The sequence below is a fragment of the Trinickia mobilis genome, assembly GCF_017315705.1.
GTDB classification, from domain to species: domain Bacteria; phylum Pseudomonadota; class Gammaproteobacteria; order Burkholderiales; family Burkholderiaceae; genus Trinickia_A; species Trinickia_A mobilis.
The window spans coordinates 463,439-479,547 of record NZ_JAFLRF010000002.1 but is presented as its reverse complement, the minus strand read 5'-3'; the positions used below and the strand labels follow the sequence as shown (position 1 = coordinate 479,547).

Genomic DNA, 16,109 nt, shown 5'->3' with positions numbered 1-16,109 from the left:
AGAGGTTCAGCGCGCGCGCCAACGGCGCAACGGCTTCCGGCGGAATGAAGCCGGCTTCGTCCTGAATCGCGTGGAGGATTGCGAGGAGCGAACTCCGGCAGCCGATATGCCGTTCAATCAATTCATCGAGATGGACCATGATCTTTTCCTGCCGAGCGGCGTTGGGAAAACTTCACTTTCCTATTGCACATCGCAATCCGTACACGAACGCGCCTTCGGCTGCGCTCACTCATGTGAACCGCCAAGCGATGCCTGAAAGTGCGTTGCCGGCGACTTGTCGGGCACAGCCGAATTCAGAATCCAGCGGCGCCGCAGCGGATACAGAATGAACTTCGCCGACAGGCCCGACAGCATCGAGAGACACGCGAAGAAGACGAAGACCCCGCCCCACCCGCCGTGCGCAGACAACAGCGAAGCCACAGGCACCAAAATGGCGGCCGTCCCTTTTGCGGTGTAGAGCGTGCCGGCGTTGCCCGCAGCGTATTTGGCGCCGAACGTGTCGGCGCAGGTCGCCGGAAAGTTCGAGAAGATATCGCCATAGCAGAGGAAAACGATTGCGGAAAACATCATGAACATATAGGGGTTGTGCCCGAAGTACATCAGCCCCAGCAGCGCCAGGCCTTCGCCTATGAAGGTGATGAACATGGTGTTCTCACGGCCGATTCGATCGGAAATGAAGCCGCACAGCGGGCGCGTGAAGCCGTTGCACAGATTGTTGATCGACAGCGTCATCGTCAGCAGCGGCAACGTGACGCTCAGCGCGCTCACCGGCATCGCCGCAAAACCATATTCCTTGGCGATCGGACCGATCTGCGCGGTGGCAATGATGCCGCCCGCAGCGACGCAGACGAACATCGCGTACATCACCCAAAAAAGCGGCGCGCGGACCATCTGCTTCGTGGTGTAGTCGGTCTTGGTTGCGACGATGCGCTTCACGCCGGCAGCATGAGCCGGCGCCTTCGGACGCACCAGCAAAGTCGCGAGCAGCAGGATTGAGGCGCCCTGGAGCACGCCGAAGAAGACAAACGCATGCTCGTACCCGGAATGCTGGATCATGTTGGAGATCGGGATCACCGTCAGCGCGGCACCGGCGCCGAACCCGGCGGCGGTCAGGCCGGCGGCCAGACCGCGCTTGTCCGGAAACCACTTGAGCGCGGTGCCCACACAAGTCCCGTAAACACACCCTGCTCCGACGCCGGCGATCACCGCGGCAACGTAAAGCACCGGCAGGCTCGGTGCATAGGCATCGAGAATCCAGCCCAGCGCCGCGCAGATCGAGCCCCCGATCACGACGGGACGAGGGCCGAACCTGTCGACCAGCCAACCTTCGACGGGCACCAGCCAGGTCTCGGTGACGACAAAAATCGAAAACGCCAACTGAATGGCTGCCTGTCCCCAGTGATGTTTGGCGTCCATAGGGACGACGAAGAGAGTCCACGCGTACTGCAGATTGGCGATCAAACCCATACAGGCGATGCCGGCTGCCAACTGGACCCAACGGTTATGACGCCTCGCGGTATAAGCGCTGAAGGCCGTTTCGCTTTGTGCCACGTTCTCTGTCTCCGTCCATTGATCTATTTGCTTGCTTAACTAAAGCTCTGCCCGCCTGTCGCCCGATCCGGGCAACGTATCAACTAAAGTGCGTCCTGAACTCGACGTAGCGGATGCAAAACATAGTGCTCTCTCTCATCAATTAGTGAAACGTAATAATTTTTATCGTATCGATCACCTCTTCTTTATGCATTCGAGATCCGCAAAGGCGAATACACCATGTCCCCCGATGCAAGCGCCTCAGTTCGGCGACCCGGAGGAACGGTCCGCCGAACCGAGTCATACTCTGGCAATCCGCAACAGATTGGTGGTGCCCGGCTCGCCGAACGGCATGCCGGCGGCAATGGCCACCTGATCGCCGGAACTCGCCAAGCCTTGCGTCATAGCGATACCGCACGCGGCGCTCACGATCTCGTCGACCGTTTCAACGTCAGGGCTGACCGTGGAATGCACGCCCCATGCCAATGCAAGCCGCCGCGCCGTCGACAGCTTCGGCGTGATACTGAGAATCGGGGCGCTCGGACGCTGCCGGGCTGCCCTCAGGCTGGTGTGCCCGGAAGTCGTATAGGTGACCGTGGCGACTGCGGAGATTGTCTGCGCCACGTCCCGAAGTGCCGCGCAGATCGCGTCCCCCGGCGTGTGCAGAGGAAGTTCGTGCTGAGCGTCGAGCAGGCTCCGATACAGCGGATCACGCTCCACCTCGTGGATAATCCGGTCCATCATCTCGACGGCCTGCACGGGATAGCCGCCGCTGGCCGATTCCGCGGACAGCATGACGGCATCCGCGCCGTCGTAGATCGCCGTCGCGACGTCCGATGCCTCGGCACGCGTGGGAACCGGCGCAGCTATCATCGATTCGAGCATCTGCGTCGCGATGATGACGGGCTTGCCGCGACTGCGGCATGAGCGAAGAATGCGCTTCTGCACGCCTGGCACGCGCTCCGGGGGAAGCTCGACGCCGAGGTCGCCGCGCGCGACCATCACGGCATCCGCCGCGCTGACGATCTCGTCGAGCCGATCGAGCGCCGCAGGCTTCTCGAGCTTGACCATGAGTCCCGCGCGCTCGCCGATGAGCGCGCGCGCATCGACCAGGTCTTCCGGTTGCTGCACGAACGACAGCGCAATCCAGTCGGCGCCGAGCGACAACGCAAATTCCAGATCGATCCGGTCTTTTCGGGTCAGCACGGGAATCGGCAGGATGGTGTCGGGAACGTTCACGCCCTTGCGATCCGACAAGACTCCGCCGTGCATCACGCGGGTGCTGATTCTCTCGCCGTCATTGTCGAGCACTTCCAGTCGCAGTTTGCCGTCGTCGAGAAGCAGGGACTGCCCCGCCGCGACCACCTCGAACAGTTCCGGATGAGGCAGGTGCACGCGGTCGACGTCGCCGTGGGCCGGATTCCGATCGAGCGCGAAGCGCCCGCCAGCCGCCAGCGTCACCTTGCCGGCAGCGAAAGTGCCGACGCGCAATTTCGGACCTTGCATATCGGCCAGCACCGATATGGGCCTGCCCGTCGCACGTTCGACCTCGCGCACGATCTCATAGCGTCGCCGATGATCTTCGTGCGAGCCGTGGCTGAAATTCAGCCGAAACACATCCACACCGGCCCGAAACAGCTGCGTAACCGTTTGGAGATCGGAAGTTGCGGGGCCCAGCGTGGCAACAATCTTGGCTTTACGTCGACGGAGCATGATCGATCACCGGTAAGAAATGAATGGCGGGCGACAGATCTGGCGGCGCACCCAACCGGTCACGCCGCGCAATCCCAAGCCCCTCTGACAATGGAACGCCGTTGTCATGGCGCAGGTCTCTCAAGCGTCAAGCTGCTTGAGCAATGCGTCGACGCTCCCTTTCGCGTCGCCGAACAGCATCCGTGTGTTGTCCTTATAGAACAGCGGATTTTCAACCCCGGCATACCCGGTGGCCATGCTGCGCTTGGACACGACCACCGTACGCGCCTTCCACACTTCAAGCACCGGCATGCCGGCAATCGGGCTAGCCGGATCCTCGAGTGCGCCGGGGTTGACGATGTCGTTCGCGCCGATCACGAGCACAACATCCGTGCTGGCGAAATCGTCGTTGATTTCATCCATTTCGAGCACGATGTCGTAAGGCACCTTGGCTTCGGCCAGCAGCACGTTCATATGCCCCGGCAGCCGTCCGGCGACGGGGTGGATGCCGAACCGAACCCGGACTCCGAACCCGTTGAGCTTGCGGGTAATTTCGCTGATCGTCGTCTGTGCCTGGGCAACTGCCATGCCGTAACCCGGTACGATGATCACGTCGGCCGCATCGCGCAGAATCGCGCTGACTTCGTCGACCGTGGTGGGCACGACCTCGCCCGCGATATCCGTCGAACTCGTCGTGCCCGATGCGCCGAAGCCGCCGAGAATGACCGAGATGAAACTGCGGTTCATCGCTCGGCACATGATGTAGCTGAGGATCGCACCGCTCGAGCCGACGAGCGCGCCTGTCGTGATCAACAGGTCGTTGCTCAGCATGAAGCCTGTGGCCGCGGCCGCCCAGCCCGAGTAGCTGTTCAGCATCGACACGACAACCGGCATGTCGGCGCCGCCGATGGCCATCACGAGATGCACGCCCAGCGCGGCAGCAAGCACCGTCATTTCAAGCAAGGCGCGGATGCCGTCTTCGCTCGACGCCGCGGTGAGGAACCGGTAGCCAACGGCGAAGCAGATCGCCAGCACGAGCAGGTTCAGCAGATGCCTGCCCGGCAGCACGAGCGGCTTGCCGCTGACCGTGCCATTCAGCTTCAGGAACGCGACGATCGAACCTGCAAACGTGATGGTGCCGATAAAGACGCCCAGGTAAATCTCCGAGCCGTGGACGATCCGCTCCGTTCCTCCAAGCTGGACAGACGGCATCACGTAGTTTGTGAAGCCGATCAGCACTGCCGCCAAACCGACAAAGCTATGCAGCACGGCAACCAGTTGCGGCATTTGCGTCATCTCGACGCGCCGTGCCAGCAATGCGCCCACCCCCGCGCCGACAACCGATGCCGCGAGCACGATCTCCAGCCCGGCGCCTTGCGCGATCAACAGCGTCGCCAGGACCGCAATCAGCATGCCGGTCACGCCGTACACGTTGCCGCGGCGAGCGGTTGTCGGATGACTCAGTCCGCGCAGGCTCAGGATGAATAGCGCACTCGCCCCCAGATACGCGATGTTTCCAATTCCGTTCAGCATGAAATCTCCTCAGCTGCGCTGGAACATTTTCAACATGCGCTGGGTCACGAGAAACCCGCCCGCGATGTTGATCATGGCGACAAGCAGCGCGGTTCCGCTGAGCACGCCCACGCCCACGCGCGCGCCGGACGCACCGAGTTGCATCAGTGCGCCAATCACGATGATCCCGCTGATGGCATTGGTCACGCTCATCAACGGTGTGTGCAGGGCGGGCTTCACGTTCCAGACAACGTGATAGCCGACGAACACCGCCAGCACGAACACCGTCAGGTGAGCGACGAACGCCGGCGGTGCGACCGCACCTAGCGCAAGCAGCGCGAGAGCCGCGATCGCGAGCAGCAGAAGCGCCGTGAACCCCGAGCGACGCGTGGCCTCGGCGGGCGTCCCCGCATTGGCGGGGCTCGCCGCGTGCTTCGCCGCAGGCGGCGGCCGGTGCGCCGCGATCGCAGGCTGCTTCGGCGGCGGCGGGGGCCAGCTGATGGCCCCTTGATGCACCACCATTGCGCCTCGCATCACGTCGTCATCCATGTCGAAGCGGGGCTCGCCGTCCTTCTGCGGCGTCATGTCGGTCAGCAGATGGCGAATATTGGTCGCGTACAACTGGCTCGACTGAGTCGCCATCCGGCTTGGCAAGTCGGTATAGCCGACGATCGTCACGCCGCTTGCGGCCACCGCTCGGCCGGGCTGCGTAAGCTCGCAGTTACCGCCCTGCTCGGCGGCCATGTCGACGATCACGCTACCCCGTCGCATGCTGTCCACCATCGCCGCGGTAATCAGCTTGGGCGCCGGCTTGCCTGGAATCAGCGCGGTCGTGATGATGATGTCGACTTCCCTCGCCTGCGCGGCAAAGAGCGCCATCTCCGCTGCGATGAACTCCGCGCTCATCTGCTTGGCGTACCCGCCGCTTCCGCTGCCTTCCTCATCGAGGTCCAGCTTGAGAAATTCAGCGCCCATGCTTTCGACCTGCTGCTCGACCTCGGGGCGCGTGTCGAACGCGCGCACGATCGCACCCAAGCCCCGCGCCGCGCCGATGGCCGCGAGTCCAGCGACACCTGCCCCGATCACCATGACCTTCGCGGGCGGCATCTTGCCAGCCGCGGTGATCTGTCCGGTAAAGACGCGCCCGAAATGGTGCGCGGCTTCGATCACCGCGCGGTAGCCCGCCATGTTCGCCATCGAACTGAGCGCATCGAGTTTCTGCGCACGGGAAATGCGCGGCACGCAGTCCATCGCCAGCACGTTCGTGCCGCGAGCGGCGAGCCGCTCGAGCAAGGCCGGGTTCTGCGCGGGCCAGATGAAGCCGACGAGCGTAGCGCCTTCTTTCAGCAGCGTCGCTTCATCGACATCGAGCACAGGATGAAACTCGGGCGCGCGCACCTTGATCACGAGATCGGCACCGGCCCACAACGCCCGGGTGTCGGTGACGACCTGTGCCCCAGCCGAGCGATACGCGTCGTCGTCGAACGCCGCTCGCTCGCCCGCGCCCGCTTCGACGCTTACCGCAAAGCCTAGCTTCAGCAGCTGACCCGCCGTCTCGGGCGTCGCCGCGACCCGGCACTCCCCAGCATGGATCTCGCGCGGTACTGCAATCGTCTTCGCCATGTCAGTTCCCTGCCGGCAGCGCGTTTGACAGCGCGCCGACACCGTCGATCGAGACCTCGACCGTCGAGCCATCCCTGATAGAACCGACACCGATTGACGTGCCGCATGCAATCACGTCGCCGGGCATCAACGTCATGTCGTGCGAGATCAGGCTCACCTGCTCTTCGGGCGAGAAGATCATGTCGGACAGCGGATAGTCCTGACGCTCGACGCCATCGAGCTTTGTCACCACGCGAGCGGCACGCCAGTCGAGATCGCGCTGGATGACAGGTCCGATGCAGCTGAACGTATCGAAGCCCTTCGAGCGGCACCATTGAACAAAATTCGGGTCCTCGTTCAGCAGTTCGATCGCTGTCACGTCGTTCACGCAAGTAAAGCCATAGATGTATCCCGCTGCCTGTTCGACCGGCACGTTGCTGCAACGCTTGCCGATCACGATGCCGAGTTCGCCTTCGTACGCGATCTTGCCTGCGTAGCCCTTCGGGCGCCGGATGGATTCGCCCGGACCGATCACCGACAACGGCGGCTTGATCAGAAACAGCGGATGGGATGGCGCCGCCTTGCCGAGTTTCTCGGACAGCGCATGGAAGTTGTTCCAAAGCGCGACGACCTTGGTGGGCAGGCAAGGACTACGCAACGTCACGTCGTCCAACCTCAATACCTTGCCGCTTCGAACAGGGTCACCGAACATGTCTCCTTCGTACTCGGTGATGCGATCGTTCTCCAGCACGCCAAAGCCAATATGGCCGTGAGCCAGCTGAAAGCGTGTCCACGAAGTCATCGGGACGTCTCCTAGATGTGTTTTTTCAGGCGTCGGCGCGATACAGCCAATCGCGCCGCAGCGGCTTGTCTTGCGCGTCGACCGCGCAGCAATGCATCGGCCCTGCGGTCAGGTCAGATCGCGCCAACAGCACGCAATTGCGCGATCTGCTCCGAGGCATAGCCGAGCTCGGCCATCACCTCGTCGGTGTGCTCGCCGAGGAGCGGCGAGCGCGTGACTTCAGTGGGGCTGTCGGAAAGCTTGATCGGATTGCCGACCGTCAAATATTTGCCGCGCACCGGGTGATCGACTTCGACGATCGTCCCTGTCTTGCGCAGTGACGGTTCTTCCGCGATCTCTTTTATCGACAGAATCGGCCCGCACGGAATGTCGTACTGGTTGAGGATCGCCATTGCCTCGAACTTCGTCTTCGTCGTCGTCCAGCGCTCGATCTCGGCGAAGATTTCCTTCAGGCGCGGCAAGCGGGCGGCGGGCGTCGCGTAGTCGGGATCGGTGACCCACTCTTCTTTGCCGATCAAGCCGCAGATCTTCGGCCAGACCGGTGCCTGCGTAATGAAGTAGATGTACGCGTTCTGATCCGACTCCCAGCCCTTGCACTTCAGGATCCAGCCCGGCTGCCCGCCGCCCGATGCATTGCCCGCGCGCGGCACCGCTTCGCCGAACGCGCCGTTCGGATGTTGCGGATACTCCTTCATCACGCCGGTGCGTTCGAGCCGCTGCTGGTCGCGCAGCTTCACGCGGCACAGATTGAGCACGCCGTCCTGCATCGCGGCGAGCACCTTCTGCCCGCGCCCGGTCGTCTGCCGTTGATACAGCGCCGTGACAATGCCCAGCGCGAGATGGAGGCCGGTGCCGCTGTCGCCGATCTGCGCGCCGGTCACGACGGGCGGGCCGTCGTCGAAGCCTGTGGTCGACGCCGCACCGCCCACGCATTGCGCAACGTTCTCGTAGACCTTGCAGTCTTCGTACGGCCCCGGGCCAAAGCCCTTCACCGACGCGAGGATCATCCGCGGATTGAGCTCCTGGATGCGCTCCCACGTAAACCCCATCCGGTCGAGCGCGCCCGGCGCGAAGTTTTCCACCAGCACATCGCATTTCCCGATCAATGCTTCCAGAACCCGTTTGCCTTCCGGATTCTTTGTATCGATCGTGACCGAGCGCTTGTTGTGATTGAGCATCGTGAAGTAGAGGCTGTCTGCATCGGGGATATCGCGCAGTTGCTCGCGCGTGATGTCGCCCGAGCCCGCCCGTTCGACCTTGATCACGTCCGCGCCGAACCACGCGAGCAGTTGCGTGCATGTCGGGCCTGATTGCACATGCGTGAAATCGAGGACGCGCACACCGTCCAAAGCCTTGCCCATTTCCCGTCTCCAAAATTGACTTTTATGGGACCACGCCTGACAACCAGCCGGGGCGAGGTCAACCGATCGCGAGCGCAGCAAAGGCGACAGCGCGAGATCGGTGTTGTTACCGTTCCTGATGGCTCGATCGCAAAAGAGCCATTGCGACACCGCGGGCGCCGGCTATGGCCGCCGCTTCGCTTTCAAAGACTGCCTCATCGACAACCCGCTGGTACGGGAAGAGATCCGCCTGCACCTGGGAATCGGGTGCAAGAGTGCGAATCGCTGCATACGCGACCCAGCCGCCGTTATGGATCAATTGCATGGCGGACAACTCGAGCCGGTATTGTCCAAGAACCTCTATGAGCATGGGATACCTCATGGTTGATCGTCACGCGAGCGTTCGGCGCGGGTTGTTTTGCAGTCCTTCTCGAAGCTTGGCGGCATGGGCAAGCCTGCAAGGCTGCGCGCCGCGTCATGCTCCGGCTTGGGCCTCCAGTTCCGCCAGGCGCTTGCGCAAATTGCGCTCTTCCTGGAAGCGGCTCGTTTCGTCGCGAATCACCGCCACGATCCCGGTCAGCTCGTCCTGTGGCGAATGCAGCAGGGCTACGGTAAATGCAATCGACATGGCGCGCCCATCCTTATGCACCGCGGGCACCCGCAGCACGTCGTTGCCGTAGCGGGTCTGCCCGGTGGCCATCGTCTTGTGATACCCGTCCCAATGACGGCCGCGCAAGCGTTCCGGGATGATGAGGTCGAGCGACTGTCCGAGCGCCTCGTTCTGCGTGAATCCAAACATGCGCTCGGCGGCAGGATTCCACAGCGTGATGCTTCCGTGAGAATCCGAGACGATGATCGCATCGCCGATGGCCGATACCATTTGCTCGAAATCGATGTCTGCTTGTTGCATGGCGGTACCTGAGTTGGAAAGGGCTGCTGGGTTCGGAGCAGGACGGCGCCCGGCCTGGGCGCCGTTCATGCCCGGTTCGGAATAAAGTACCAGTACCGGCCGGGCTCTGCAGGCCTGCGCCGCTAGACAGCCTTGACCTCCCGCAAGTTGAAAATCTGCTGTTTGGTGTATCCGAGCCCCGCCAGCACATCTTCGGTGTGCTCTCCGAGCAGCGGCGAAGCGGTGACTTCGGGCTTGAGCTCGGAGAACTTGATCGGGCTGCCCACCGTAAGATAGGTGCCGCGTTCCTTGTGTGGAACTTCTACGATCGTGCCGCTCGCGCGCAGCGAAGGGTCGTCGGCAAGTTCCTTCATCGTCAGCACCGGCGCGCACGGAATGTCGAACTTGCGCAAGATGTCCACTGCCTCGAATTTGGTCTTGTCGGCCAACCATGCCTCGATCGTCGCGAAGATTTCGAAGATGTGCGGCTGACGGGCCTCGGCGGTCATGTACGCCGGGTCGTTGATCCATTCGGGCTTGCCGAGGGCCCGGCAGATCGGCTCCCATGCGTGGCCCTGGACGGTGAAGTAGATATACGCGTTGGGGTCCGTCTCCCAGCCCTTGCACTTCAGGACCCAGCCCGGCTGGCCGCCGCCGCCGGCATTGCCGCCGCGCGGCACGACATCGCTGAACGTGCCGTGAGGATATTGCGGATACTCCTCGAGGTAGCCGACCCGCTCGAGACGTTGCTGATCGCGCAGCTTGACTCGGCACAGGTTCAGCACGCTGTCCTGCATCGATACGGCCACCTTTTGACCTTTTCCGGTTTTGGCCCGTCCGATCAGCGCAGTCAGGATGCCGATCGCAAGGTGCATGCCGGTGTTGCTGTCGCCGAGGGCTGCAGCGCTGATCGTCGGCGGGCCGTCCCAGAAGCCGGTGGTCGATGCGGCGCCGCCGGCGCATTGGGCGACGTTTTCATAGACTTTCAGGTCGTCGTAGTGATGCCCGTCGCTGAAGCCTTTGACCGACGCGACGATCATCTTCGGGTTGAGTTCCTTGAGGCGCTCCCAGGAGAAACCCATCCGGTCCAGCGCGCCCGGACCGAAATTCTCCACCAGCACGTCGGATTCGCGAACCAGCCGTTCCAGCACTTCCTTGCCTTCGGGCTTCTTCGTATCCAGCGTAAGCGAGCGCTTGTTGCTGTTCAACATCGTGAAGTACAACGCATCGACGTTCGGGATGTCGCGCAACTGACTGCGCGTCACATCGCCCGCGCCGGGACGTTCGACCTTGATCACATCGGCACCGAACCAGGCCAGCATTTGCGTACAGGCAGGACCCGCCTGAACATGGGTGAAGTCGATAATCTTGATACCGTCGAGGGGCTTAGTCACTTCAATTCTCCTGGAGTTGCTGGCGTCATTTCTTCATCGCCGCGCTTTGCGGGTTCAGATTCGTCAAGCGGCCGCTCTCGGTGCCCGCCGCTTCGTCGATAACGGCGTTGATGAGCGTCGGCTTGCCGGATTGGATGGCCTTGAGCAGGGCCTGGGTCAGTTCTTCCGGCGTCGTGGCGTGGTATCCGATGCCGCCGAATGCTTCGATCATCTTGTCGTAGCGCGCTCCCTTGACGAAAACGGTGGGCGCGACGTCTTTGCCTCCGGTCGGGTTCACGTCGGTGCCGCGATACACGCCGTTGTTGTTGAATACGACGGTGCAAACAGGCAGGTCGTAGCGGCAGATCGTTTCCAGTTCCATCCCGCTGAACCCGAACGCACTGTCGCCCTCGATCGCAACAACCGGCTTGCCGCTGGTGACTGCCGCGCCAATCGCATAACCCATCCCGATGCCCATGATTCCCCATGTGCCGGAATCGAGGCGCTTGCGCGGTTCATACATGTCGATGATGCTGCGAGCGTAGTCGAGGGTGTTGGCGCCTTCGTTGACAACGTTGATGTCCGGACGCGCTTTCAGGACGTCGCGGATCGCGCGCAACGCGCTGTGGAAATTCATGGGCGACGGATTCTGGGCGAGCGTTGCCGCCATCTTCGCGAGGTTCTTGGTCTTGCGCTCTTCGATGGCCCCCGTCCATGTGGCGTCAGGCTTGCCAAAGCCGGAATCGATGCCGGCGAGCATGGCCGACACGCAGGATCCGATGTCGCCGATAACCGGAGCCGCAATGGCCACGTTGCTGTCGATTTCGGTCGGCGAAATGTCGACCTGAATGAATTGCTTCGGCCCGCCCCAGGTCTTGCCCTTGCCGTGCGACAAGAGCCAGTTCAGGCGCGCGCCGATCAGCACCACGACGTCGCTTTCCGCCAGCACGAACGAGCGCGCAGCCGATGCCGATTGCGGATGCGTGTCGGGCAGCAGCCCCTTGGCCATGGACATCGGCAGGTACGGGATGCCGGTCTTCTCGACGAAATCGCGGATTGGCGCGTCGGCCTGGGCGTAGGCAGCGCCCTTGCCCAGAAGAATCAGCGGCCGCTTTGCACTCCTCAGGAGATCGAGCGCGCGCTTGACGGAATCCGGCGCCGGAATTTGACGCGGGGCCGCGTCGACGACACGTACCAGGGACTTTTTCGCTTTCGCTGCATCGATCGTCTGGGCCAGCAGTTTCGCCGGCAAGTCGAGATAGACACCGCCAGGACGGCCGGACACGGCCGCACGGATCGCACGTGCAACACCGATGCCGATGTCTTCGGCGTGCAAGACACGGTAGGCCGCCTTCGCATAGGGCTTGGCGGCATTGAGCTGATCCATCTCTTCGTAGTCGCCCTGCTGCAGATCGACGATCTCGCGCTCGCTGGAGCCGCTGATGAGAATCATCGGAAAGCAGTTGGTGGTGGCGTTGGCGAGCGCTGTCAGGCCGTTCAGAAAACCTGGCGCGGACACGGTCAGGCAGATCCCGGGCTTTTGGGTCAGGTAGCCGGAGATGGCTGCCGCGTTGCCCGCGTTCTGTTCGTGACGAAAGCCGATGAAGCGCATGCCCTCGGCTTGCGCAAGGCGGGCCAGATCGGTAATGGGAATGCCGACCAGACCGAAGATCGTGTCGATGTCATTCAGCTTCAGCGCATCGATGACGAGATGGAACCCGTCCGTCGTTTCATGCGGGTGTTCTGCAGTGGCGGCCTGCGGTTGGACGATCCCAACGACTTCTGCCATGACGTCTCCTCCTAAGGGGCGGTGTGATTTGTGATATACCATATACTACACACAGTATTTGTCAACAGTACTCGTAGATCTTTTGATGCGGCGTCGCAGCAAAAAGGAGGCGTCCACCGATCCAAAGGCGGCATCGCCCTTCGGACGTGAAATACCGGATGGGGATGAAAAGGGACAACGCGGCACCGGTCGCTGCCGCGCGAGGCCGAGTCAGTCGGCGATGGGGGCTGGAGGGCAGCGCATAGGCTTATGCGGAAGCCCGACGCATCGCTTAGTCGAGGAAATCGCAGTTGGCTTCGACGAACGCCGCGAGATCCAGCGAGTGCTGGCGCACGAGCTCCTCGACCCGTTCCGTGTCGCGCCGTTCAAGCGCTTCGATGATGCGCATGTGGTCCCCGATCGAGCGTGACGCACGGTCGCTCCGCGCGATCGTCGTCCGGCGAATCGCCCGCACGTGCACGAAGATGTTCTTGATCGTGTCGGCAATGATCTGCGACTTGGACAGTTGGACAATTGCCTGATGAAAGGCAATGTTCGCGTCTGAGTACTCTTCGATGTGGTCCGCCGGCGTCGTCTCGCTGAAATAGTCAAACATATGGCGTAGCGCCGCGATGTCCGCGTCTGACGCGCGCAGCGTCGCAAGCCGCGCGGCCACGCTTTCAAGCGCCGCCCACATATAGATCATCTCGACGATTTCTTTCTTCGTCTTACGCAGAATGTAGACTCCGCGTCGCGGTACCGTGCGCAGGAATCCTTCCTGCTCGAGCAGCGTCATGGCTTCGCGCACCGGTGTCCGGCTTACGCCGAGCGCTTCGGTCAGCTCCTTTTCGTCGAGCCGGAACTCCTCATGCGAGCGATAAATATCGGCTTCGGCTATGGCCTGTTTCAGCCTTGCGTACGCTTGATTGCGCAACGAAGCCGAAGCATTGATCGGCGTCAACACCAAGGCGACAGGCGTCGGACGAGCATCCTCATGCGAATCAGCAGCCATCGGTAATGTGTCCCCTATTCTTGAAAGATTCCTACATAGGACCGCCTGACGGTATGTTGCGGTGCAGCGGCTCGTCAAAACATATTTTTTATACTGTATATCACACACCAGTTGTTGTTCAAGCGAGCTCCGCGAGAGAACGATGCATAGTCAATAGCTTATGGTTTTCAAATAAAACTTTAACTATCATTTATTGACTGCCGTTCTTACTCTTCGGTTGAACCTCTCAACCGAAGGAGACGAACATGGGTCAGGTACATAGTGAGGGACACGAACTCGCGCATGATCGTGAGGTGCAAGCACAGCTCTGCGCGTACAACACGGCCTTCGCCGAGCTCGGGCTGCGCTTTCGCTGGGACGCGCAAACCCTCATCTCGCTCGCAGCAATCGACGGTGAACAAGCACGGATCACGGCGTACATCCAGGACCACCATAAGCACCTGCTCCACGCGTACAGCGCGGAATTCTTGAGTCGGGCCATTCTCGAAAAGAAAACCGCTCGCATGCCGCAATGTCTCCCGACGTTAGCCGGGGCTGCGGCAACCGGGAGTCGCGCCGCGAACGTGCCGCAAGCGATCTCGCCAGCAACGCGCGTCTCGGGTGACTTGAGCTTGCCTGCACTTGTCGGCGCATGATTGCGGATCGAGGCGGAGCGCGGCGCTATCCGCCCAATCGTCGATGGCGCCGGACATCCTCGATCGATTATCTATTAGTTATCTTAAATATAAAAAACATTAACTATCGCGAATATATAAACAGCCCTACTCTTGTGATCATCCCGATGCACCGTGCAAAGGTCGCCGTACCCGAGCGCCGGCACGAAGAGCCAAGGGACAAGGTCGCAGGAGTTGACCATGAACACCGCCGAGAAGTCGCTGCATTATCTGGTCGAGAAGTGGCTTGCACCCGGTCCGGGCGGACGGATCCGCGTGGTTCGGTTTGGGCATATACGCGGAGACGCGGGGCGCTACGCGCACGTCGAAGCGTCAACTAGAACCGGCCCGCGAGCAATCTTCTTCTTTCGACACGGCGATGGCGGCTGGTGCGTATTTCCGCCGCGCATGCAGCGTCCCTCGATGACCGCGTATCGGCTTGGGACTTGAATGGCATGCAAGTTCCTAAAAGCCGAACCCGGTCTGGTGAAACGGACCGTGCCGTGTGCGCGCAGACTTTTCCCAGACTGGAACGTGCGGCTCGAGCGCTTTATCGTCGATCATCCAGGCCAATACAGGCATCGTGTGCGCTACGATATTGCCCATCGATTGGGGCCCTGATCGAGGACGTGCCGCTCTGAATGGCGGTGGTGGAGTGCTGCAGAACTCAGGCGCCCTCCGAGTCCCGAAAATGCTCACCTACAGAGCGTTCATATCGTCGGCAGCGAGTTCGACCACCGGCGGAAAGTCCTCACCAACAAGCGAGGTAAGGACTTTCTTCCCGAAATTGGCGCGATTTGACCGAGTAGGAACGATATTCCCGGTTGAGAACCGCTATCAACGCACAATTAAGTTCCGACTCTCAGAGACCGATATAGCGGGCATCTGGCGTGTTCACGCGTAAACCAGCGGAAAATCGAGTTACGACTTTCGACTCCTGCCTCAGATCCTTGCCGCACTTACACGCGCACAGAGTTCCGATTTTAGTTGCCGAGTAAGGTTGGAGCTTAACGGAAAAAATAGGGCTGAATCACTTGTCGTGTTGAGCATCGCTTCGGTCCGGCAGCAAAAGCGGGTGGAGATCGACCTTGACGGTCGATTATGGTCCATACGTGCTGCGGGGACCAAGCTGTGCCGGGCGCATGAGGTACCGTTGACTGACCGGACGGTTACAGTATTCACCTAATTGCACGACCTGGGGGAGCAGAGTGATTTGGTATTTCCCGACGGGAAATCACCGGACATTCCAATGACCCCGTCATCGCTGCTCAAGGCGTTGGACAATATGTTCTACTCGAACAACGTGACGGTCGCAGATGGCCTTCGCGTCATGGGACGCACCACGTTGCACGCGGCTGATTTTCTGAACGACGTCGGCGAAGCCAATTCGTGCACGCGCCGACGGGCGTCCGCGGCGCGTACAACCGGGCCGTGTACCTAACGGCACGCCGCGAAATGCTGACCTTGTGGTCAGACTACCTCGATGGATTAACTTCCCGCAAATCCTGCGCGAGCGTGCATCGTAGCCACCGAAGAGCGAGAGAGCGCAGCGGGACACCGCCGAGGCGCAGCCCCGCTTCAACCGTCGGAGTCGTCGTGCGCGACTTTTCTTATGTGGTCCATCGTGAGCGACGCCGTCCTTGCGCTGAAGGATATCTCCGGGCCGGTGAAGTAACCCCGGTTCGCCATAACCTTCAGCTTTGTCTTACCCATCGCGGTCTTCGCAGACAGTGCCATCCTACTGAGTTGTCCGTGATCGTTTCCGACGTTAGTTACCTCGTGTTCAACGATCAGGTGATGCTTCGTGTCCACGGCGGCCTGAACGTTGCAGCCGACTATGCCGGAGCCTCTTCCGCGTGTTGCCATGGACCGACCGTCGGGATACCTTGCAGGCCTTTTGCTGGCTCGCGCCAGAACTTTGCATCAGATCCGTTGC

13 protein-coding genes and 2 pseudogenes are annotated in these 16,109 nt (G+C 61.4%); 2 read left to right on the top strand and 13 right to left on the bottom strand.

Features of this window, described 5'->3' with window-relative positions; genetic code table 11:
* The 12 genes and pseudogenes from J3489_RS37395 to J3489_RS04965 all read right to left on the bottom strand — a co-directional run.
* Positions 1–139 (bottom strand): annotated as a pseudogene (locus tag J3489_RS37395) (formate dehydrogenase); the annotation flags it as partial.
* A gap of 86 nt (positions 140–225) precedes the next feature.
* A complete protein-coding gene (gene oxlT / locus J3489_RS05015) occupies positions 226–1,551 on the bottom strand; it encodes an oxalate/formate MFS antiporter (protein ID WP_309491333.1) in 1,326 nt (441 codons plus the stop codon).
* A gap of 279 nt (positions 1,552–1,830) precedes the next feature.
* Positions 1,831–3,243 carry a pyruvate kinase gene (pyk, locus tag J3489_RS05010; protein WP_206996579.1) on the bottom strand — a complete coding sequence of 471 codons (1,413 nt, stop codon included), beginning with the start codon at positions 3,241–3,243 and terminating at the stop codon, positions 1,831–1,833.
* Between the two features lie 120 nt (positions 3,244–3,363).
* Entirely contained in the window at positions 3,364–4,755 is a 1,392-nt protein-coding gene (pntB, locus tag J3489_RS05005) for a Re/Si-specific NAD(P)(+) transhydrogenase subunit beta (protein ID WP_206996578.1), read from the bottom strand.
* Positions 4,756–4,764: 9 nt separating this feature from the next.
* On the bottom strand, positions 4,765–6,357 hold the full coding sequence (locus J3489_RS05000; protein ID WP_206996577.1) for a Re/Si-specific NAD(P)(+) transhydrogenase subunit alpha: 1,593 nt from the start codon (positions 6,355–6,357) through the stop codon (positions 4,765–4,767).
* A 1-nt stretch (position 6,358) separates the two neighbouring features.
* A complete protein-coding gene (locus J3489_RS04995) occupies positions 6,359–7,138 on the bottom strand; it encodes a fumarylacetoacetate hydrolase family protein (protein ID WP_206996576.1) in 780 nt (259 codons plus the stop codon).
* 113 nt (positions 7,139–7,251) lie between these two features.
* Positions 7,252–8,499, bottom strand: coding sequence for a formyl-CoA transferase (gene frc, locus J3489_RS04990; RefSeq protein WP_206996575.1), 1,248 nt, complete (start codon positions 8,497–8,499; stop codon positions 7,252–7,254).
* A gap of 106 nt (positions 8,500–8,605) precedes the next feature.
* Complete coding sequence (locus tag J3489_RS04985; RefSeq protein WP_242539767.1) at positions 8,606–8,860, bottom strand: hypothetical protein; 255 nt, start codon at positions 8,858–8,860, stop codon at positions 8,606–8,608.
* Positions 8,861–8,953: 93 nt separating this feature from the next.
* Positions 8,954–9,388 (bottom strand): PAS domain S-box protein, encoded by a 435-nt coding sequence (locus J3489_RS04980; RefSeq protein ID WP_206996619.1) that lies wholly within the window; start codon positions 9,386–9,388, stop codon positions 8,954–8,956.
* Positions 9,389–9,510: 122 nt separating this feature from the next.
* Positions 9,511–10,761 (bottom strand): formyl-CoA transferase, encoded by a 1,251-nt coding sequence (frc, locus tag J3489_RS04975; protein ID WP_206996574.1) that lies wholly within the window; start codon positions 10,759–10,761, stop codon positions 9,511–9,513.
* 25 nt (positions 10,762–10,786) lie between these two features.
* On the bottom strand, positions 10,787–12,529 hold the full coding sequence (gene oxc, locus J3489_RS04970) for an oxalyl-CoA decarboxylase (protein WP_206996573.1): 1,743 nt from the start codon (positions 12,527–12,529) through the stop codon (positions 10,787–10,789).
* 271 nt (positions 12,530–12,800) lie between these two features.
* A complete protein-coding gene (locus J3489_RS04965) occupies positions 12,801–13,520 on the bottom strand; it encodes a GntR family transcriptional regulator (RefSeq protein ID WP_206996572.1) in 720 nt (239 codons plus the stop codon).
* Positions 13,521–13,765: 245 nt separating this feature from the next.
* Here J3489_RS04965 and J3489_RS04960 point away from each other — a divergent pair, with 245 nt between their 5' ends.
* On the top strand, positions 13,766–14,155 hold the full coding sequence (locus tag J3489_RS04960; RefSeq protein WP_206996571.1) for an HAD family hydrolase: 390 nt from the start codon (positions 13,766–13,768) through the stop codon (positions 14,153–14,155).
* Positions 14,156–14,374: 219 nt separating this feature from the next.
* Entirely contained in the window at positions 14,375–14,623 is a 249-nt protein-coding gene (locus J3489_RS04955; protein ID WP_206996570.1) for a hypothetical protein, read from the top strand.
* 1,203 nt (positions 14,624–15,826) lie between these two features.
* Here J3489_RS04955 and J3489_RS04950 read toward each other — a convergent pair.
* Positions 15,827–16,054: pseudogene (locus J3489_RS04950) on the bottom strand (IS5/IS1182 family transposase); the annotation flags it as partial.
* Positions 16,055–16,109 lie beyond the last annotated feature (55 nt).

Excerpts from the sequence above, each read along its gene's own strand:
- pyk (WP_206996579.1), bottom strand. The coding sequence starts at position 3,243 with ATGCTCCGTCGACGTAAAGCCAAGATTGTTGCCACGCTGGGCCCCGCA.
- oxc (WP_206996573.1), bottom strand. The coding sequence starts at position 12,529 with ATGGCAGAAGTCGTTGGGATCGTCCAACCGCAGGCCGCCACTGCAGAA.
- J3489_RS04985 (WP_242539767.1), bottom strand. The coding sequence starts at position 8,860 with ATGAGGTATCCCATGCTCATAGAGGTTCTTGGACAATACCGGCTCGAG.
- J3489_RS04965 (WP_206996572.1), bottom strand. The coding sequence starts at position 13,520 with ATGGCTGCTGATTCGCATGAGGATGCTCGTCCGACGCCTGTCGCCTTG.
- pntB (WP_206996578.1), bottom strand. The coding sequence starts at position 4,755 with ATGCTGAACGGAATTGGAAACATCGCGTATCTGGGGGCGAGTGCGCTA.
- J3489_RS04960 (WP_206996571.1), top strand. The coding sequence starts at position 13,766 with ATGGGTCAGGTACATAGTGAGGGACACGAACTCGCGCATGATCGTGAG.
- J3489_RS04995 (WP_206996576.1), bottom strand. The coding sequence starts at position 7,138 with ATGACTTCGTGGACACGCTTTCAGCTGGCTCACGGCCATATTGGCTTT.
- J3489_RS04955 (WP_206996570.1), top strand. The coding sequence starts at position 14,375 with ATGAACACCGCCGAGAAGTCGCTGCATTATCTGGTCGAGAAGTGGCTT.
- frc (WP_206996575.1), bottom strand. The coding sequence starts at position 8,499 with ATGGGCAAGGCTTTGGACGGTGTGCGCGTCCTCGATTTCACGCATGTG.
- J3489_RS04980 (WP_206996619.1), bottom strand. The coding sequence starts at position 9,388 with ATGCAACAAGCAGACATCGATTTCGAGCAAATGGTATCGGCCATCGGC.
- J3489_RS05000 (WP_206996577.1), bottom strand. The coding sequence starts at position 6,357 with ATGGCGAAGACGATTGCAGTACCGCGCGAGATCCATGCTGGGGAGTGC.